Origin of the sequence: Enterobacter sp. GD03975 (assembly GCF_029838645.1) — a bacterium.
GTDB classification, from domain to species: Bacteria; Pseudomonadota; Gammaproteobacteria; order Enterobacterales; family Enterobacteriaceae; genus Enterobacter; species Enterobacter quasihormaechei.
This window is the reverse complement of record NZ_JAOBZC010000004.1, coordinates 191486-211037: the sequence shown is the minus strand read 5'-3', so window position 1 is coordinate 211037 and position 19552 is coordinate 191486. Positions and strand designations below refer to the sequence as shown.

The window sequence follows — 19552 nt, the reverse complement described above, 5'->3', positions numbered from 1 at the left end:
TTCTATTATTTATACTGTGTCGCATTCTTGATACTGGACAATCTCATGTCAGTAAGTTCTTTTAACCGACGCTGGGCGACGGTGATCCTTGAAGCCCTGACCCGGCATGGCGTCAGGCACGTGTGTATTGCCCCGGGCTCTCGCTCCACGCCGCTCACCCTTGCTGCGGCGGAAAACCGGGCTTTTATTCATCACACCCATTTTGACGAGCGTGGGCTCGGTCATCTGGCGCTCGGCCTGGCGAAAGTCAGCAAAGCGCCCGTGGCGGTGATAGTCACCTCCGGCACGGCGGTGGCGAACCTCTATCCGGCGCTGATTGAAGCGGGGTTAACCGGCGAAAAGCTGATTTTACTCACCGCCGATCGTCCCCCTGAACTTATTGACTGCGGCGCTAACCAGGCGATTCGTCAGCCCGGCATGTTTGCCTCGCATCCGTCACGAACGGTTTCACTGCCGCGCCCCACGCAGGATATTCCTGCCAGCTGGCTGGTCTCCACCCTCGACCACGCCATGAACGCGCTGCGCAGCGGCGGGCTGCACATCAACTGTCCGTTTGCCGAGCCGCTGTACGGCGAAATGAACGATACCGGCCTCGCCTGGCAGCAGCAGCTCGGCGACTGGTGGGAAAGCGAAAAACCGTGGCTGCGCGAGCAGACGCATCTGGAAAGCGCGAAACAGCGCGACTGGTTCTTCTGGCGTCAGAAGCGCGGCGTGGTCATTGCCGGGCGGATGAGCGCGGCGGAAGGCAGGCTGGCGGCGGAGTGGGCACACACGCTTGGCTGGCCGCTGATTGGCGACGTGCTTTCCCAGACGGGCCAGCCGCTGCCCTGCGCGGACCTCTGGCTGGGGAACGCGAAGGCGGTCACCGAGCTTGCGCAGGCGCAGATTGTCGTCCAGCTGGGATCGAGCCTGACGGGCAAGCGCCTGCTCCAGTGGCAGGCCACCTGCACGCCGGAAGAGTACTGGCTGGTGGATCCGCTCGAAGGACGCCTTGACCCAGCGCACCACCGCGGTCGCAGGCTGGTCAGCGACGTTGAGCGCTGGCTGGAGCTTCATCCGGCAGAAAAACGCAAGCCATGGGCGGTTGAGATCCCCGAACTTTCGCGTCAGGCGTGGGAGCTCACCAAAGCGCAGTGCGAGGCGTTCAGTGAAGCCGGTCTGGCGCACCGTATCCGCAAATACCTTCCCGAGCAGGGGCAACTTTTTGTCGGCAACAGCCTGGTGGTGCGCCTGATTGACGCCTTCTCGAAGCTGCCCGCAGGTTACCCGGTGTACAGCAACCGGGGGGCGAGCGGCATTGATGGTCTGATCTCCACCGCGGCGGGCGTACAGCGGGCCAGCGCGAAATCCACGCTGGCGATAGTGGGCGATCTCTCAGCCCTCTACGATCTCAACGCGCTGGCGCTCCTGCGTCAGGCGTCGGCCCCTTTCGTGCTGATTGTCGTTAACAACAACGGCGGGCAGATTTTCTCCCTGCTGCCCACTCCGCAAAGCGAACGTGAGCGCTTCTATCTGATGCCGCAAAACGTGCAGTTCGAACACGCCGCCGCCATGTTCAGCCTTAAGTACCATCGCCCGGAAAGCTGGGACGCGCTGGAAACGGCGCTGAACGCCGCCTGGCGACAGCCCGGCGCAACGCTGATCGAACTGGTGGTTAACGATTCGGACGGCGCGCAGAAGCTGCAACATCTGCTGGCGCAGGTGAGCCACCTGTGATCCTCGCAGGCGTCACTCAGCGCGGAAAACCAGGCTACCCCTGGCTGGTTTTCCTGCACGGCTTTTCCGGCGACTGTCGCGAGTGGCAGACCGTTGGGGCGTCGCTGGATGACTATCCCCGGCTCTACCTTGACCTGCCCGGGCACGGTGGTTCAGCGGAGACGGGCGTGGCGGGGTTTGCAGAGATGAGCGAGTTGCTCACGCACACCCTTATTAGTTACAACATACTAAACTACTGGCTGGTGGGGTACTCCCTCGGCGGCCGCATTGCGATGTTTCATGCCTGCCAGCATCCGGCGGGGTTAGACGGGGTGATTGTGGAGGGTGGACACCCTGGCCTGCAAGATACCGATGCGCGTCAGGCGCGGCTGATCGCTGACCGACGCTGGGCGTCACGTTTTCGCAGCAAGCCGCTGGAAGCCGTCTTTGCCGACTGGTATCAACAGCCGGTCTTTGCCTCCCTTACGGAGGAACAGCGCAAGGTGCTGATCGCGCTGCGCAGCCTGAACAACGGCCCGAGGCTGGCTGATATGCTGGAAGCCACCTCGCTTGCCGTTCAGCCTGATTTACGTCCCGCGCTCACCGCGCGTGATTTTCCTTTTTACTTTCTCTATGGCGAACGTGATGAGAAGTTCAAAGCCCTTGCCGCTGAACTCAACGCCACGCGCCATGCTATCCCCCATGCCGGACACAACGCCCACCGGGAGAACCCGGATGCGGTTGCCGCGAGTCTGGCTCAGATACTGCGTCATCGAACAAAGGACACGCTATGATCTATCCTGATGAAAACATGCTCTACGCGCCGGTTGAATGGCAGGACTGCTCCGAAGGCTACACCGACATTCGTTACCACAAATCCGCCGACGGTATCGCCAAAATCACCATCAACCGTCCGCAGGTGCGCAACGCGTTTCGTCCACTGACCGTCAAAGAGATGATCCAGGCGCTGGCGGATGCCCGCTACGACGACAATATCGGCGTTATCGTTCTGACCGGTGAAGGCGAGAAAGCCTTCTGCTCCGGCGGCGATCAGAAAGTGCGTGGCGACTACGGCGGATACCAGGATGATGCGGGCACGCACCACCTGAACGTGCTGGATTTCCAGCGCCAGATCCGCACCTGTCCGAAACCGGTCGTGGCGATGGTAGCAGGATACTCCATCGGTGGCGGTCACGTGCTGCACATGATGTGTGACCTGACTATCGCGGCGGAAAATGCCATCTTCGGCCAGACCGGCCCGAAAGTGGGCTCTTTTGACGGCGGCTGGGGCGCTTCCTACATGGCGCGCATCGTCGGGCAGAAAAAAGCCCGCGAAATCTGGTTCCTGTGCCGTCAGTACAATGCACAGGAAGCGCTGGATATGGGGCTGGTTAACACCGTGGTGCCGATCGCCGATCTCGAAAAAGAGACCGTGCGCTGGTGTCGCGAAATGCTGCAAAACAGCCCAATGGCGCTGCGCTGCCTGAAGGCGGCCCTGAACGCGGACTGTGACGGTCAGGCAGGTCTTCAGGAGCTGGCGGGTAACGCCACCATGCTGTTCTACATGACCGAAGAGGGTCAGGAAGGGCGCAACGCGTTCAACGAAAAACGCCAGCCAGACTTCAGCAAATACAAACGGAACCCGTAATGCGTCGCGCGCAGGTTTACCGCTGGCAGATACCGATGGACGCGGGCGTGGTGCTGCGTGAACGGCGGTTAAAAACCCGTGACGGACTTTTTGTGCACCTCCGGCAGGGCGAGCGGGAAGGGTGGGGCGAAATCGCCCCGCTTCCGGGCTTCAGCCTGGAAACGCTGGACGAGGCGCAGGCGGCGCTGATGGCCTGGACGCACCAATGGCGCGAGGGGGTGGCTCCGGCACTGCCGGACGTTCCTTCCGCCGCGTTCGGCATCAGCTGTGCGCTGTCAGAGCTGGACGGCAGTTTGCCGGACGCGGCGAACTATCGCGCCGCGCCGCTCTGTACCGGCGATCCGGATGAACTCTTCGCGCTGCTCTCCGCGATGCCGGGCGAGAAGGTGGCGAAAATTAAGGTTGGCCTGTACGAAGCGGTGCGCGACGGGATGGTCGTCAACCTGCTGCTGGAAGCCATTCCCGATCTACACCTGCGCCTGGACGCCAACCGCGCCTGGACGCCGCTGAAGGCGCAGCAGTTTGCGAAGTACGTCAACCCGGCGTACCGCAGCCGCATCGCGTTTCTCGAAGAGCCGTGCAAAACCCGCGACGAGTCCCGCGCCTTTGCCCGGGAAACCGGCATTGCTATCGCCTGGGATGAGAGCCTGCGCGAAGCCGATTTCACGTTTGCCGCCGAGCCGGGCGTCAGCGCCGTGGTGATTAAGCCAACGCTGACCGGCAGCCTCGACAAGGTGCGCGAGCAGGTTGCAGCGGCCCATGCGCTGGGGATGACGGCGGTGATCAGCTCGTCCATAGAATCGAGCCTCGGGCTGACGCAGCTGGCGCGCATTGCCGCCTGGTTAACGCCAGAGACTGTACCCGGCCTTGATACGCTGAGCCTGATGCAGGCGCAGCTGCTTCGCCCGTGGCCGGACAGCACCTTACCGTGCCTTGACGTCGGGGCGCTGGAGCCGTTGCGATGAGCTTTAACAACTGGCCGTGGCGGCACTGGCGCGCCCGGAGTGGTGATAAACCCGCGCTGCGTTTAGACGAAGTCACGCACAACTGGTCTCAGCTGTGCGAGCGTATCGATCGTCTGGCCGCCGGTTTTCAGGCTCAGGGCGTCAGGGAGGGCGACGGCGTCATGCTCCTCGCCCACAACCATCCGCGCACGCTGCTGGCCTGGCTGGCCCTGCTTCAGTGCGGTGCCCGCATTTTGCCGGTAAACCCTCAGCTTCCCCGCCCGCTGCTGGACGTTCTCCTGCCGCAGATGACGCTGCGCTTTGCGCTGGTGCTTAACGGTGAGTATGACGGTCTGCCCGCGCTGGCGTTGAGAGAGGGCGAGGAGCTTGCCAGCGTGACGTGGCGGGCTGAACGTCTGGCCTCAATGACGCTCACCTCCGGCTCCACCGGCCTGCCAAAAGCGGCGGTGCATACCTGTGCTGCCCACCTTGCCAGCGCACGAGGCGTGCTGTCCCTGATGCCTTACGGCGGTGATGACGACTGGCTGCTGTCCCTGCCGCTGTTTCACGTCTCCGGTCAGGGGATTCTGTGGCGCTGGTTGCAGGGCGGAGGCCGCCTCACCGTGCGCGAAAAACAGCCCCTGGAGCAGGCGCTCCAGGGCTGCACCCACGCCTCGCTGGTGCCGACGCAGCTGTGGCGGCTGCTCAATTCACACCATCCCGTCGCGCTGAAGGCCGTGCTGCTCGGGGGGGCGGAAATCCCCGTTGAGCTGACCGAACAGGCGCGCGAGCAGGGTATTCGCACCTACTGCGGCTACGGCCTGACCGAGTTCGCCTCCACCGTCTGCGCCAAAGAGGCCGACGGTGCGCCGGACGTGGGCCGCGCGCTGTCGGGCAGAGAGGTGCAGGTGGTCAACGGTGAAATCTGGATCCGGGCAGAAAGCATGGCGGCGGGCTACTGGCGGGACGGCGCCTTACTGCCGCTGGTCAACGAGCAGGGCTGGTTCGCCACCCGCGATCGCGGTGAGTGGCATAACGGCCGCCTGGCCGTTCTGGGCCGCATGGACAATCTCTTTTTCAGCGGCGGAGAAGGGATCCAGCCGGAAGCGCTGGAACGCGTCATCGTTACGCATCCGCAGGTAAGCCAGGCGTTTGTCGTTCCGCTGGACGATGCCGAGTACGGGCAGCGACCGGTGGCGGTAGTGGAATGTGCGCCGGGCACGGATATCACGCTGTTGCCAGAGTGGGTTCAGGGCAGGCTGGCGCGCTTTGAGCAGCCGGTGCACTGGCTGGCGCTGCCGTCAGAACTGAAAAATGGCGGGATTAAAATCTCCCGCCAGGCGTTAAGGCAGTGGGTCAATGCCCTGTTGAGGGGCTAATCAGCCGATATCCGGCTGCGGTTTGTGCTGGCGTCGACGGACCCAGCGCAGCACCGGCGGCACGACAATCACCATAATCGCCATTGCCAGCAGGATCTTCGTCACGCTGCTCTCCCACAGGATCGCCATGTTGCCGTTGCTGATGGAGAGCGCGCGGCGCAGGTTCTGCTCCAGCATTTCCCCCAACACAAACCCTAAAATCAGCGGCGACATCGGGAAGTGCATTTTGCGCAAGATGTAGCCCAGGATCCCCAGCAGCACCATCAATACCAGGTCGAAGGTGGTACTGTGCACCGCGTACACCCCAACCGCAGAGACGGCGGCGATGGCAGGAACCAGGAACCACAGGGGAATGGTCAGCATGCGCGTAAACAGGCCGATCAGGGGGATGTTCATCACCAGCAGCATCACGTTGGCGATCAGCAGCGCCGCAATCAGGCCCCAGACGATATCCGGCTGCTCGGTAAACATCGCCGGCCCCGGGGTGATGTTATAGAGCGTCAGCGCGCCCATCATCACCGCCGTGGTGCCCGAACCCGGCACGCCGAGGGTCAGCATCGGGATGAACGAACCACAGGCCGAAGCGTTATTGGCCGCCTCCGGCGCCGCCACGCCGCGAATATCGCCTTTGCCAAAGCCGTCGCTGTTACCGCTCAGCTTCTTCTCGGTCATATAGGTGATGGCGCTGGCGATGGTTGCCCCGGCGCCTGGCAAAATGCCGACGAAGAAACCGATCACCGAAGACCGCAGGGTGGCACCCACGCACTGCGCCCCCTCTTTGGCATTGAACAGCATACGTCCGGTTTTACGCACCAGCGTCTGCCCGCTGCTGGTATGCTCCAGCATCAGCAAGATTTCTGAGACGGAGAACAGACCAATCACCACGACGATAAACTGCACGCCGTCGGAGAGGTGTACGCTGTCGAAGGTAAAGCGGTAAACCCCGGTGTTGGCATCCACGCCGACGGTGGCTAACCCCAGGCCAATCAGCGCAGATAAAAACGACTTCAGCGGGTTCTGCGCCATCATGCTGCCGAGGCAGGCAATGGCGAATACCATCAGCGCGAAATACTCGGCAGGACCAAACGCCAGGGACCACTGGGCCAGCGCCGGCGCGAACAAAATGATGCCGCCAATGGCGATCAGGGAGCCAAAGAACGAGCTGACGGCGGAAATTGAGAGCGCCACGCCGCCGCGTCCCTGCTGCGCCATCGGGTAGCCGTCCAGCGCGGTCATAATGGCGGCGGCATCGCCGGGCACGTTAAGCAGTATCGACGAAATTCTCCCGCCGTACTCGCAGCCGATGTAAACCGTCGCCAGCAGGATCAGCGCCGACTCCGCAGGCAGGTGCAGGGCAAAGGCCAGCGGGAGTAAAATCGCCACGCCGTTGATCGGGCCAAGGCCCGGCAGCAGGCCGACGATGGTCCCGACGAAGCAGCCGATCAGGGCGATCACCAGGTTTTCCGGGGTCATCGCTACCGCGAACCCCTGAGAGAGATAGATCCAGGTATCCATAGCGTGCTCCGTTAGTTAAACCATGCGCCGAGCGGCAGCGTCACGTCCAGCAGGCGGTCGAAGGCGTACCAGAGCAAAATGCCCAGTACGACTCCGGAGATCCCCGCCGCGGGCAGCGAGGCGTTAAACAGCATGCCAATCACCATCGTCAGCAGGGCGGTGGCAATCGGGAAGCCGAGCCACTCAAAGCCCCACGCGTACATCAGCAGGACAATCACCATCACCAGCAGACGTTGCAGGGTGCGGCGTGGCGGCCACTCTACGGTGTCCGGATGGCGCAGCAGTAGCGCCACCGAGCAGAGCAGCATCAGGCCGACAATGCCGACGGGGAAGGGGCGTGGCCCTACGGGTTCATAGCTGTATTCGCTGTGGATCTGCCAGGCGACGAACAGCCCGGCAATGCAGAGCAGCAGCCATATCCCGGCAAAAATGCGATCGCTCATAGCGCCTCCGGTTATTTCGCCAGGCCAAAGGCTTTCGCCTGTTCGCGGTAGTCATTCACCTGTTTTTTCACGTACTCGTCCAGCTGCTTGCCGTTCAGGTTGAACTCAAACAGTCCGCGCAGATCGCGCTGTTTTTTGAACTCGTCGGTTTGCTGGAGTTTTGTGAAGGTATCCACCCACCACTGGTACTCGGCGTCGGTCACTTTTGGCCCGACAAAGAAGCCGCGGATGATCGGCCAGACCAGGTTATAACCCTGCTCTTTGGCGGTTGGGACGTCCGCCAGCTGGCCCGGCAGACGGTTTTCCGAGAAGACCGCCAGCACACGGATCTTATCTCCGCTCAGGTAGGGCACCATTTCGCTGAGATCCCCCGAAACCGCCTGCACATGATTGCCCATCAGCGCCGTCACCGGCTCGCCGCCGCCTTCAAAGGCCACGTAGCGCATCTTGTGCGGATCCACTTTGGCCTGCTGCGCGAGCAGCGCGGCTTTCATCCAGTCCTGGCTGCCGATAGACGCGCCCGCGCCAATCACCACGCTGTTCGGATCTTTTTCCATGGCGCTCAGCAGATCTTTCAGGGACTTCCAGGGAGAGTCGGCGCGAACGGCGATCATCCCGTAATCGGTGCCTACGGTGGCGAGCCAGCGCACATCATCCACGTCATAACGACCAAATTTCCCCTGCGACAGGTTCAGCAGCGAGCCGCCGGAGAAGGCCACGACGGTACCGGGTTCGGCAGGGCGCTGCGCAACAATGGCGTTATAGGCTACCGCGCCCACGCCGCCGGGCATGTAGGTGACACGCATCGGTTTTTCGATGGCCTTCGTCTCCAGCAGGCTGACCTGAATCAGCTTGCAGGTCAGGTCGAAGCCGCCGCCGGGTTTGGCCGGGGCGATACATTCGGTGCGGGACGGCGGCTCCTGCGCCTGGACGACAGAGGCACTCAACAGCAATACGCTTGCAGCAACAGCAGAAAGTAATTGTTTTTTCATCGTTTATCCTCACGCCGGAGAACCGGGAGTACGGGTACGGGTGTCTTTTTTCTGATTATGTGAACCACCTTGTAGCGGTTCCGTTGCGTGATTGTTAAAACAATAACCTTTCATTTCCCTTTCACTGCGACACCAACTTTACAGGATGTGATATGCGTCTCTTACTCGCGGAAGATAATCGTGAGCTGGCTCACTGGCTGGAGAAAGCGCTGGTACAGAATGGATTTGCCGTGGATTGCGTCAACGACGGGCGGGCGGCCGACCACCTTTTGCAGGGGGAAAACTATGCCGTCGCCATTCTTGATATCGGCATGCCCGGCTTCGACGGGCTGGAGGTGGTGCATCGCCTGAGAAAGCGCGGGCAGACGCTTCCCGTGCTGTTTCTTACCGCCCGCAGCAACGTGGCGGACAGGGTGAAAGGGCTGAATGCCGGGGCGGATGACTATCTGCCGAAGCCGTTCGAGCTGGAAGAACTCGATGCCCGCCTGCGCGCGCTGCTGCGCCGCAGTGAAGGGCGAACCCAGGAGCGGCAGCGGCTGGGGGAGCTGGAGTACGATGATGAAGGCTTTTTTCTGCTGCGCGATGAACCCCTTTCCCTCACGCCGCGCGAACTCTCCCTGCTGAAGGTGCTGATGCACCGCCGGACCCGTCCCGTTTCCCGACAGCAGCTCTTCGACCAGGTGTTCAGCCTGAACGACGACGTTAGCCCCGAGAGCATCGATCTCTATATTCACCGCCTGCGCAAGAAGCTGACCGGCAGCGGCGTGCGGATCACCACGCTCCGTGGGCTGGGCTACGTGCTGGAGTGCGGCGATGAAGTGGGTTAAGCCGCAGTCGCTTTACCTGCAACTTTTGCTCTTTCTGGGTTTGCCGCTGCTGCTGTTATGGGGGCTGTCGGCCTTTAACAGCTACGTTAGCGCGCTACAGGCGGCAACGCAGGCCTATGACCGCACGCTGTTATCCTCGGCGCGCACGGTGTCAGAGCGGCTGGTGGTGCACAACGGCAAGCTCCAGGTAAACGTGCCCTGGGTGGTGCTCGACAGCTTTGAGCTGAACATGAACGATCGCCTCTATTACAAGGTCGTTGATCCTGATGGGCAGACGATCTCCGGCTATGACGATCTGCCGAAAATGCCACCCTCCACGTCGCGCACCACCCACTATCCTGCGCTGGCCTGGTTTTATCATACTGAGTATCGCGGGCAGGCGATCCGCGTGGCGAAGCTGCTCCAGCCGGTTAACGAAGACAGCGTGTTCGGCATGGCGGAGATATACGTTGCCGAAACCTTGCAGTCGCGGCGCTATCTCGCCACGCAGCTGCTGTTTTCCTCGCTCGTGTCGCAGGGGCTACTGGTGCTGCTGACGCTGATTTTAACCGCCTGGCTGCTTCGCCGCGTGCTGCGCCCGATGCGCCAGCTCTCCTCGCTGATGGTGCGCCGCGAGCCCGGGCTGCTGGCTCCGCTGCCGGAGCTGTTGCCCTGGTCGGAAACGCGGCTGCTGATTGTGGCATTTAACCGCTATATCGACAGGTTGCGCGGCGTACTTTCGCGGCAGGCGCGCTTCAATGCCGATGCCTCGCACCAGCTCAAAACGCCGCTGGCGGTGCTGAAAACCCAGGTGTCCGTTGCCCTGACGCGTAACGATCCGGCGCTGTGGCAGGAAAGTTTACGGGCAATGAACGTGACGCTGGATAACACCATCGTGCTGACCGAGAGGCTGCTACAGCTTTCATCGGTGAAGCGAAAAGAGCAGGGTGAGCGACAGTTTGCCCCTGTCGATCTGGTTCAGGTGGTGCAAAACAGCTGCTTTTCCCGGCTGGCGCAGGCGCGCAGCAAGGCTATTGACCTCGGTTATGACGGCGTACAGCAGCCGGTGATGATTGAGGGAGATGACGTGCTGCTGGGCGAACTCTGCGCCAACCTGCTGGAGAACGCGATCAAATACACGCCGGAGCAGGGCATCGTCACGGTGTACCTGCGCACGGATAACGATGCCGTTGAGCTGAGCGTGGAGGACAGCGGACCGGGGATTGCCGAAGATCAGATCTCTCAGGCCATGCTGCCGTTTCATCGGCTGGACAACGTGGGCGATGCCGCCGGGTCCGGCATTGGTCTGGCGCTGGCCAACGACATTGCCCGCCTGCACCGCAGCCATCTCCAGCTGATGCCCAGTGAAAATCTGGGCGGGCTGTGCGTGAAAATGCGCTTTTTGTTGATGATGTAAATGTCGATATTATCAAATCGTTACAAACTAATTGCCCGACGCACGCAGAGTCCATTGATCCCCCTGAAAGTCAGGTTAAAATCTCGCGGTTTTTGGACATCTCTGAATAAATTGTGCGGGATCACGACAATGAAAAAAGTGGCATTAATGGGCTTAGGCCTGATGTGTGTATCGGCGGCGGCCAACGCTATTTCCTTCAACGGCTCGGCGGGCGAGGACTATACCCACCTGGGCTTCGGTCTTGGCACGGACAGCGCAGGCCTGGCAATGACCGGCGGCTGGACGCATAACGACGACGACGGCGATGCGGCAAGCCTGGGCCTCGGCTTCAACGTTCCTCTCGGCCCGTTCCTGGCGACCGTCGGCGGTAAAGGGATCTACACCAACCCGAACGACGGTGACGAAGGTTACGCGGCGGCAGTGGGCGGCGGCTTGCAGTGGAAAATTGGCGACAGCTTTGGCCTGTTCGGTGAGTACTACTACTCTCCGGATTCCCTCTCCAGCGGCATCGACAGCTATCAGGAAGCTAACGCCGGCGCGCGCTGGACCATCATGCGTCCGATCACCATCGAAGCGGGCTATCGCTATCTGAACCTGGCCGGTAAAGACGGCAACCGCGACAACGCCCTGGCAGACGGCCCGTACGTTGGCGTTAGCGCAGGTTTCTGATCCTCTCGGCGCGGCGTTCTGTCGCGCCAGTTTCTCTCTTCCTCCGGTCTTCGATTGCGCTATAGTGTTTTGACCATTGAAATGGGAGAACACAATGATAAACGTGGAAATGTTATCCACTGGCGACGAAGTGCTGCATGGGCAAATCATCGATACCAATGCCGCCTGGCTCGCCGATCTCTTCTTTGAGCAAGGATTACCGTTAACGCGCCGCAACACCGTGGGTGACAATCTTGAGTCGCTGGTCAACGTTCTGCGCGAGCGCAGCGAACGCTGCGACGTGCTGATTGTGAACGGCGGGCTTGGACCGACCAGCGACGATCTCAGCGCGCTGGCTGCCGCCACCGCCAAAGGCGAAGGCCTGGTTCTCCACGACGCGTGGCTGACGCAGATGGAGCGTTTCTTCTCCGATCGTGGCCGCGTGATGGCCCCCAGCAACCGCAAGCAGGCCGAGATCCCCGCCAGCGCGGAGCTGATTGATAACCCGGTCGGCACCGCCTGCGGGTTTGCCGTTCAGCTGAACCGCTGCCTGATGTTCTTCACCCCGGGCGTGCCGTCGGAATTTAAGGTGATGGTCGAGCAGCAGATCCTGCCGCGCCTGCGCGCGCGTTTCACCCTGCCGGAACCACCGCTGTGCCTGCGTCTGACCACGTTTGGCCGCTCGGAGAGCGATCTGGCTCAGAGCCTCGATCATCTGCAATTGCCTCCCGGCGTGTCGATGGGCTATCGCTCCTCCATGCCGATTATTGAACTGAAGCTGACCGGACCGGCGTCTGAGAAAGCCGCCATGCTGGCGCTGTGGCCCGAAGTGCAGCGCGTCGCCGGGGAAAGCCTGATTTTCGAAGGCACGGAAGGGCTGCCGGCGCAGATCGCCCGCCATTTGCAGTCTCGTCAGCTGAGCGTGACGCTAAGCGAGCAGTTTACCGGCGGGCTGTTGGCGCTCCAGCTGACCCGGGCGGGTGCACCGCTGCTGGCCAGCGAAGTGGTGCCGTTCCAGCAGGAGACGCTCGCGCAGACCGCGCGCTGGGCGTCCGAGCGCAGAGTGAAGCATTTCGCGGGGCTGGCGCTGTTCGTTGGCGGGCTGGATGAAGAGCATCTCAACTTCGCCCTGGCAACTCCGGAAGGAACGCACGCCCTGCGGGTGAAGATGAGTATTACCCGCCACAGTCTGGCCGTGCGTCAGGAGGTGTGCGCGATGATGGCCCTGAACATGCTGCGCCGCTGGCTGAACGGCAAAGAGGTCGCCAGCGAGCACGGCTGGATCAACGTCGTCGAGTCGCTGTTCGTGGAGTGAGAATCTGCCGGGGCGGTGGCCCCGGCAACGGTTACACCAGCGCGTTTGCCAGCAGGGTAATGGGATGTTCGCAGCGTTTGCTGGTGGACATCTCAATCTGCCATTTACAGGTTTCACAGTCGGTCACGACGATATCCGCGCCGCTCTCTTCAATTTGCCGGAACAGCGGCGCGCCAATTGCCTGTGACGTTGGGTAGTTTTCGCGCTTGAAGCCGTAGGTGCCTGCGATGCCGCAGCAGCGTGAATCCAGCACCGTCAGCTCCAGCCCCGGGATCAGCCGCAGCAGCTCAAGCGTATAGAGCGACCAGCCCATCTTTTCCATATGACATGGCGTGTGATACACCACTTTCAGCGGCAATTTGCCCAGCGGCAACGTCTGCCCGCCGTCCAGTTTGCGCCAGAGAAAACGGGTCGCCAGCTCGATGTGCTCGCGCAGGCCGGTGTTATCCACATCCAGCAGATGCGGATATTCATCGCGCAACGTGAAGGTACAGGTTGACGAGGTCGCCAGTACCGGTATGCCTTTGTCGACGATCGCTTCACGTAAAGCGGTGACGTTGCTTTTCGCCTGCCTGCGCGCTTTGTCGGTAAAACCGTTGGCAATCAGCGGAACGCCGCAGCACTTCTCTTTGCTCAGCAGCTGAACGCCCGTTCCCATGGCGTTCAGCACTTTCAGCAGGTCTTTCCCCAGCTGCGGATGGTTGTAGTTCACGTAGCAGCCGTGGAAGAAGGCGACCTGCTCGGCGAACCGCGCCTGTTCTGCCGCCACGGATTTATACCAGCGGCGGAAGGTGCCGTGAGAATATTTCGGCAGGCTGCGGTGATGGTCGATTTTGAGCGTTGCATCCAGCAGCCTGCGCACCGGCTTCAGGGCGGTGGCGGCATTGACGACCGGTGCGAAAGGCGTCGAGATGCTGCCCATCAGATCGGTATGGCTCAGTATCGCGTCACGCAGCGTCGGTTTCTGCGTGCTGTAGCGCGCGCGGGCGCGCTGGATGATATCGCCAATTTTCACGTCCGACGGGCAGGCAACTTCGCAGCGCTTGCAGTTGATACAGTATTTCAGCGCCTCGTCGTAAAGCGCTCCGTCCTTCAGGCGCAGACGTTCTCCGTCGGGACCGGCCTGCTTCGGGCCGGGATAGCGCGGATCGACGCCGCTGACCGGGCAAACCGTGGTACAGACCGTGCATTTGATGCAGTTTTCAAACCGGGTGTCGTTCATTGTGCTGCCTCCCTGCGCTGAATAATCTGCTCCGCAACGTGCAGCGCGGTGACGGCGCAGACGCCGCCGCCGCAGCCCTGCGCCACGGGATCGTACCCGCCCAGAACCGAGCCGATGGCGTACAGGTTTTCAACCGGTTGCCCGTCCAGCCGCGGGCGCAGCTGAGTATCGACAATCACCCCGAACTGCTGCCAGGGCTGCGGAGTGAAAAAATCGCTCTGATACCAGTCCGCGCGGGAGGCGCTTTGCCGGACGTCCAGCCCGAGGATCGCCTCACGCACGCCCTCCCGACTGCTCAGCAGACCGTTACTGAAGAAGCTGCCGCTTGCCAGCACCGTATAGCGTGCGCGAAGCGGGATGTCGCCGTGGTTGCGGGTCCAGATTTCGCTTGCCGCGCCTTCTGCCAGGGTGATTTTTTTCACCTCGTCGCCCGCCATCCAGACGCCACCCTGGGCGACAAACTGACGCTGAAGCTGGGTATGCAGACGGATGCCTGGCACGGAAGGGGGGAGCGTCGGCAGTAAACCGAGCGTACAGGGCAGACGTGCCGAGAGCCAGCGCCAGAGCCGGTTATCCGTTAAGCCAAAGCAGGCGGGCATAAACAGGGCGTCGCAGGTCTCGCCGAGCGGTCGAAGCGCCGCGTACAGCTGCGGCCAGTAACGTTCATTATCCAGCAGGCGGGCAATGTTCACCGCCCGAAACTCACTGGGGTTTTCGCGCAGCACGTCGAGTTCAGGAAGGTCAATCTCCGCGGTATCTGTCTGAATTCCCTGCTGCCTGAGAGACGCGGCGGCCAGATGCGGCTGAAAGTCGAGGAATCCGCTGATCCCCACCACCAGCACGCGTTCCGCAGTGATGGGGGCGACAGGCACCTCTTCCGGGCTAAGCCAGGCGGCGCGCAGGGTGCCGAGCGGCGTGACGCGCTGATGGTTAAGCTCCGCGTCACCCTGCATGCGTGCGCCGCAGGTGGTGAGCAGATATTCGGTTTCACAGGCAAAGCGGGCCATATTCTCTGCGCCCGTCAACCGGTAGGGATGTTCAGGCGGCAGATCTTCGAACGACAGCGCGCCCAGTAAATCCAGCGATCCGGAGGAGAAGTGCAGGGCGCTCTGACCACGAGTCACAATGGCGCAGCGCAGACCGCGCTGCGTCAGCTTAAGGCCGCACAGCAGGCCCGCCAGCCCGCCGCCGACAATCACGGTATCAAATTTCATGGGGGTGCTCCTTCTCCAGACCGCAAAGCCCCTGATAGACCCAGCGGGTAAACTCGCTTTCGCGCAGGGCATCGCCCCAGGCGACGGGCTGAATGCCTTTCCAGCGCTCGTTTAAAAAATCGCTGAGCTGGGCAAGCGACTGGGTTGACGTGGTGGCGTGAAAACGTTGCAGCAGCCCGGCGGCACGGCAGGCGCACAGCTCCCCCTGACAGGTGCCCATCCCGACGCGCGTGCGGCGGCGTAAATCAAGCAGGCTGTTCACCGTCAGGTTTTCCACGGCATATTGCACCTCGCCTGCGGTCACGGCTTCGCATTCGCACACCAGGCTTCGGCTGAGTCGCCCTTCGCCAAGCCAGGTCGGAGTGCGGTCGCCGTGGCGGTAAATCGCCGAGCCGCGAAGCGGTGCGGGGAGCGAGATGATTTTATGCAGCGTTTTTTCTGTCGAGTGCTGCGATCCGGGCAGGGCCCGCTCCGCCGTCACGCACGGCGTGGTATTGCCGAGCTTACGGCAGACGGCATCCGTGGCCCACTGCGCCATCAGCCGGTAGGTCATCAGCTTGCCGCCGGTAATGGTGATAAACCCGTCCATGCCGTCACGTTCGGCGTGATCAAGCAGCACGATGCCGCGGCTGACGTTACGCCCGCTCGGATCGTTATCGCTGGCGACGAGGGGCCGCACGCCCGCGTAGGCACGCAGAATACGGGTCTGCGCCATCACCGGGGCCAGCTTTTCCCCTTCGCGCAACAGAATATCCACCTCTTCGGCGGTAACCCGGTTGACGTCAATGTCGCTGTAGTCAACGTGCGTTGACGTCGTACCGATGAGCGAAATGGTGTCGCCCGGCACCAGAATGTCGGCATCGGACGGCTTGCGGCAGCGGTTGATGACGTGGTTATTGATGCGGTGATCGAGGATCAGCAGCGAACCTTTGGCCGGGAACATGCGGATGGATAAATCGGCGTATTCCGCGATGTGCTGGCCCCATATCCCCGCCGCGTTAACCACCACGGCGGCATATAGCTCGCGGTGTTCGTTGTACTGCGCATCAAACACGCGCACGCCGCGCACGGTATTGCCTTCACGAATAAGCCCGGTAACGTGGTGCCCTGTCAGGATATGCGCCCCGTGTTCCCGCGCGTCAAGCATATTGGCGGCGGTCAGGCGGAAGGGATCAACGGTTCCGTCAGGCACCTTCACCGCGCCAAGTAACGCCGGGTTCACCGAGGGTTCAATACGGCGCGCCTGCGCCGGATCGATCGCTTCAGCCTGAATGCCTGCCGCGGTGCAGGCGGTGATAAAGGTTTGCTGAAAATCGAGGTCGTCTTCGGGAAGGGTGATAAAAAGGCCGTTGGTGGGTTCAACGCAGTGGCGGGCGATGCGCCTGAGGATCTGGTTTTCAGCGATACATTCGCGCGCGGATTCAGCATCAGTGACCGCATAGCGGGCGCCGCTGTGCAGCAGGCCGTGGTTACGCCCCGTCGCGCCGGTGGCGATATCGTGGCGTTCCAGAAGCGTGACGCTCAACCCCCGCAGGGCGCAGTCGCGTGCGATGCCGGCACCCGTTGCGCCACCGCCAATGATAATCACATCGCTTAAGCGTGGATCGTGAATTGTCATTGCCTTTCCTCTATGTTCGTTTTTTAGCATTTAGCCACAGTGATCGTGTGGTTTGTTTGATTTCGAACATAAACGCGCGAAATTCGAAAGTGAAACGTGATTTCATGCGCTTTTTTGCGCATCCTGTCATATTTCTGTAACAATCTGTGCGTTGATTCACAGTAACATTCACCGTGATTTCTTAACATCGCCGCCTCTGTAGCCGGGCGCGAGATGCCCGGTCATTATTTGAAAGGCCACGGAGGCTGTTATGCTCAGTATCTTTAAACCTGCGCCACACCGGGCGCGACTGCCAGAGGCAGAGATCGATCCTCTCTACCGCCGTCTGCGTTGGCAAATCTTCCTCGGGATCTTCTTCGGGTATGCGGCGTACTATCTGGTACGTAAAAACTTTGCGCTCGCCATGCCGTATCTGGTGGAGCAGGGCTTCTCTCGCGGCGACCTGGGGTTCGCGCTGTCGGGGATCTCCATCGCGTACGGTTTTTCGAAATTCATTATGGGGTCAGTGTCGGATCGTTCGAATCCCCGCGTGTTCCTGCCTGCCGGGCTGATCCTCGCGGCAGCGGTCATGCTGTTCATGGGCTTCGTGCCATGGGCGACCTCCAGCATTGCCATCATGTTCGTGCTGCTGTTCCTCTGCGGCTGGTTCCAGGGGATGGGGTGGCCGCCGTGCGGACGCACCATGGTTCACTGGTGGTCACAGAAGGAGCGTGGTGGCATTGTGTCGGTGTGGAACTGCGCGCATAACGTCGGCGGCGGGCTTCCGCCGCTGCTGTTCCTGCTGGGGATGGCCTGGTTCAACGACTGGCACGCGGCGCTCTACATGCCTGCTTTTGGGGCGATCCTGGTGGCGATTATCGCCTTTGCGCTGATGCGCGACACGCCGCAGTCCTGCGGCCTGCCGCCAATCGAAGAGTACAAAAACGACTACCCGGATGATTACAGCGAGAAGCACGAAGAAGAGCTGACGGCAAAGCAGATCTTCATGAAGTACGTGCTGCCAAACAAGCTGCTGTGGTACATCGCGGTGGCGAACGTCTTCGTTTACCTGCTGCGCTACGGCATCCTCGACTGGTCCCCGACCTACCTGAAAGAGGTGAAGCACTTCGCGCTGGATAAGTCCTCCTGGGCCTACTTCCTGTATGAGTACGCGGGCATTCCCGGCACGCTGATCTGCGGCTGGATGTCGGATAAAGTGTTCAAAGGTAACCGTGGCGCGACGGGCGTGTTCTTTATGACCCTGGTGACCATCGCGACGGTTGTTTACTGGCTGAACCCGCCGGGTAATCCATCAGTAGACATGGCCTGTATGATCGTTATCGGCTTCCTGATTTACGGTCCGGTGATGCTGATTGGCCTGCACGCGCTGGAGCTGGCGCCGAAGAAAGCGGCAGGCACGGCGGCGGGCTTTACCGGTCTGTTTGGCTACCTCGGCGGTTCAGTGGCGGCGAGTGCCATCGTCGGTTACACCGTCGACTTCTTCGGCTGGGACGGTGGCTTTATGGTGATGATTGGCGGCAGCGTGCTGGCGGTTCTGCTGTTGATCGTCGTGATGATCGGTGAAAAACGTCACCATGCTGAAGTGCTGGCGCGTCGTCAATAAGGAGCCTTGTCATGAAATTCACTCAACTTGCAGCCGGCCTGCTGCTGGCTGGTTTGATGACCGGCTCCGCGCTGGCGGCGGATAAAATCGTGATTGCCCATCGCGGCGCCAGCGGTTATCTGCCGGAGCATACGCTGCCGGCGAAGGCGATGGCCTATGCGCAGGGCGCGGATTATCTGGAGCAGGATTTGGTGATGACGAAGGACGATCGGCTGGTCGTTCTGCATGACCACTATCTTGACCGCGTCACGGACGTGGCGGAACGCTTCCCGGATCGCGCCCGTAAAGACGGTCGCTATTACGCCATCGACTTTACGCTGGCCGAGATCCGCTCGCTGACGTTTACCGAGGGCTTCGAGATTGAAAACGGCAAGAAGGTGCAGGTCTATCCGGGACGTTTCCCGATGGGCAAATCTGACTTCCGTATTCACACCTTCGAAGAGGAGATCGAGTTTGTTCAGGGGCTGAACCACTCGACCGGGAAAAACATCGGTATCTATCCGGAAATCAAAGCGCCGTGGTTCCACCATCAGGAAGGAAAAGACATTGCTGCTACGACGCTGGAGGTGCTGAAAAAGTACGGCTACACCAGCAAGCAGGATAAGGTTTTCCTGCAATGTTTCGATGCGGCGGAGCTGAAGCGCATCAAAACCGAGCTGGAGCCGAAGATGGGGATGGATCTCAATCTGGTGCAGCTGATTGCCTATACCGACTGGAACGAAACCCAGGAAAAACAGCCGGACGGGAAGTGGGTGAACTACAGCTACGACTGGATGTTTAAGCCGGGCGCGATGAAGCAGATTGCGCAGTACGCCGACGGCATTGGGCCGGATTACCACATGCTGGTGGCGGAAGGCTCAACGCCGGGTCACGTGAAGCTGACGGCGATGGTGAAAGAGGCGCACGCGAGCAACATGCAGGTGCATCCGTATACCGTGCGTGCAGACCAGCTGCCGGACTATGCGACGGACGTGAATCAGCTTTACGACGTGCTGTATAACCAGGCGGATGTGGACGGGGTGTTTACGGATTTCCCGGATAAAGCGGTGAGTTTTTTGAAGGATAAACGCTAAAATTGCCGGGTGGCGGCTTC

General features: G+C 61.1%; 17 protein-coding genes. 11 read left to right on the top strand and 6 right to left on the bottom strand.

What is annotated here, in order from left to right; all coding sequences use genetic code 11:
• The first annotated feature begins 45 nt into the window (after window positions 1–45).
• Genes menD through menE form a run of 5 tightly spaced genes read left to right on the top strand, consistent with a single transcriptional unit; the run spans window position 46 to window position 5666 of the window.
• On the top strand, window positions 46–1716 hold the full coding sequence (gene menD, locus N5C09_RS09635; protein WP_063868211.1) for a 2-succinyl-5-enolpyruvyl-6-hydroxy-3-cyclohexene-1-carboxylic-acid synthase: 1671 nt from the start codon (window positions 46–48) through the stop codon (window positions 1714–1716).
• Entirely contained in the window at window positions 1713–2489 is a 777-nt protein-coding gene (gene menH / locus N5C09_RS09630; RefSeq protein ID WP_279748950.1) for a 2-succinyl-6-hydroxy-2,4-cyclohexadiene-1-carboxylate synthase, read from the top strand. The genes menD and menH overlap by 4 nt, the downstream gene beginning before the upstream one ends.
• Window positions 2486–3343: a 1,4-dihydroxy-2-naphthoyl-CoA synthase gene (menB, locus tag N5C09_RS09625; protein ID WP_013098093.1), complete on the top strand. Its 858-nt coding sequence runs from the start codon at window positions 2486–2488 to the stop codon at window positions 3341–3343. Before menH ends, menB begins: the two co-directional genes overlap by 4 nt.
• On the top strand, window positions 3343–4308 hold the full coding sequence (gene menC / locus N5C09_RS09620) for an o-succinylbenzoate synthase (RefSeq protein WP_279748949.1): 966 nt from the start codon (window positions 3343–3345) through the stop codon (window positions 4306–4308). Before menB ends, menC begins: the two co-directional genes overlap by 1 nt.
• Entirely contained in the window at window positions 4305–5666 is a 1362-nt protein-coding gene (menE, locus tag N5C09_RS09615) for an o-succinylbenzoate--CoA ligase (RefSeq protein ID WP_279748948.1), read from the top strand. Before menC ends, menE begins: the two co-directional genes overlap by 4 nt.
• On the opposite strand, the gene N5C09_RS09610 is transcribed toward menE, so the two are convergent.
• From N5C09_RS09610 to N5C09_RS09600, 3 genes are read right to left on the bottom strand one after another with little or no spacing between them, the layout of a single operon-like run.
• On the bottom strand, window positions 5667–7181 hold the full coding sequence (locus tag N5C09_RS09610) for a tripartite tricarboxylate transporter permease (RefSeq protein WP_063868219.1): 1515 nt from the start codon (window positions 7179–7181) through the stop codon (window positions 5667–5669).
• An 11-nt stretch (window positions 7182–7192) separates the two neighbouring features.
• Window positions 7193–7624 carry a tripartite tricarboxylate transporter TctB family protein gene (locus N5C09_RS09605; RefSeq protein ID WP_063868221.1) on the bottom strand — a complete coding sequence of 144 codons (432 nt, stop codon included), beginning with the start codon at window positions 7622–7624 and terminating at the stop codon, window positions 7193–7195.
• 11 nt (window positions 7625–7635) lie between these two features.
• On the bottom strand, window positions 7636–8616 hold the full coding sequence (locus tag N5C09_RS09600; protein WP_279748947.1) for a tripartite tricarboxylate transporter substrate binding protein: 981 nt from the start codon (window positions 8614–8616) through the stop codon (window positions 7636–7638).
• 152 nt (window positions 8617–8768) lie between these two features.
• Here N5C09_RS09600 and tctD point away from each other — a divergent pair, with 152 nt between their 5' ends.
• From tctD to N5C09_RS09580, 4 genes are all read left to right on the top strand, one after another.
• Window positions 8769–9443: a transcriptional regulator TctD gene (gene tctD, locus N5C09_RS09595; protein WP_017693014.1), complete on the top strand. Its 675-nt coding sequence runs from the start codon at window positions 8769–8771 to the stop codon at window positions 9441–9443.
• Window positions 9430–10839 (top strand): sensor histidine kinase, encoded by a 1410-nt coding sequence (locus N5C09_RS09590; protein ID WP_279748946.1) that lies wholly within the window; start codon window positions 9430–9432, stop codon window positions 10837–10839. The genes tctD and N5C09_RS09590 overlap by 14 nt, the downstream gene beginning before the upstream one ends.
• Before the next feature lie 129 nt (window positions 10840–10968).
• Entirely contained in the window at window positions 10969–11508 is a 540-nt protein-coding gene (locus tag N5C09_RS09585; protein WP_063450369.1) for a YfaZ family outer membrane protein, read from the top strand.
• A gap of 94 nt (window positions 11509–11602) precedes the next feature.
• Window positions 11603–12802: a nicotinamide mononucleotide deamidase-related protein YfaY gene (locus N5C09_RS09580; RefSeq protein WP_279748945.1), complete on the top strand. Its 1200-nt coding sequence runs from the start codon at window positions 11603–11605 to the stop codon at window positions 12800–12802.
• Between the two features lie 31 nt (window positions 12803–12833).
• On the opposite strand, the gene glpC is transcribed toward N5C09_RS09580, so the two are convergent.
• From glpC to glpA, 3 genes are read right to left on the bottom strand one after another with little or no spacing between them, the layout of a single operon-like run.
• Window positions 12834–14024, bottom strand: coding sequence for an anaerobic glycerol-3-phosphate dehydrogenase subunit GlpC (gene glpC, locus N5C09_RS09575; protein ID WP_279748944.1), 1191 nt, complete (start codon window positions 14022–14024; stop codon window positions 12834–12836).
• The gene (gene glpB, locus N5C09_RS09570; protein ID WP_279748943.1) at window positions 14021–15238 is read right to left on the bottom strand and encodes a glycerol-3-phosphate dehydrogenase subunit GlpB; all 1218 of its coding nucleotides are present in this window, start codon (window positions 15236–15238) and stop codon (window positions 14021–14023) included. Before glpB ends, glpC begins: the two co-directional genes overlap by 4 nt.
• Window positions 15228–16856 carry an anaerobic glycerol-3-phosphate dehydrogenase subunit A gene (glpA, locus tag N5C09_RS09565; RefSeq protein ID WP_279748942.1) on the bottom strand — a complete coding sequence of 543 codons (1629 nt, stop codon included), beginning with the start codon at window positions 16854–16856 and terminating at the stop codon, window positions 15228–15230. Before glpA ends, glpB begins: the two co-directional genes overlap by 11 nt.
• Before the next feature lie 250 nt (window positions 16857–17106).
• Here glpA and glpT point away from each other — a divergent pair, with 250 nt between their 5' ends.
• Window positions 17107–18459, top strand: coding sequence for a glycerol-3-phosphate transporter (glpT, locus tag N5C09_RS09560; protein WP_063868234.1), 1353 nt, complete (start codon window positions 17107–17109; stop codon window positions 18457–18459).
• Between the two features lie 11 nt (window positions 18460–18470).
• Window positions 18471–19532 (top strand): glycerophosphodiester phosphodiesterase, encoded by a 1062-nt coding sequence (gene glpQ / locus N5C09_RS09555; RefSeq protein WP_279748941.1) that lies wholly within the window; start codon window positions 18471–18473, stop codon window positions 19530–19532.
• The last annotated feature ends 20 nt before the right edge of the window (window positions 19533–19552 follow it).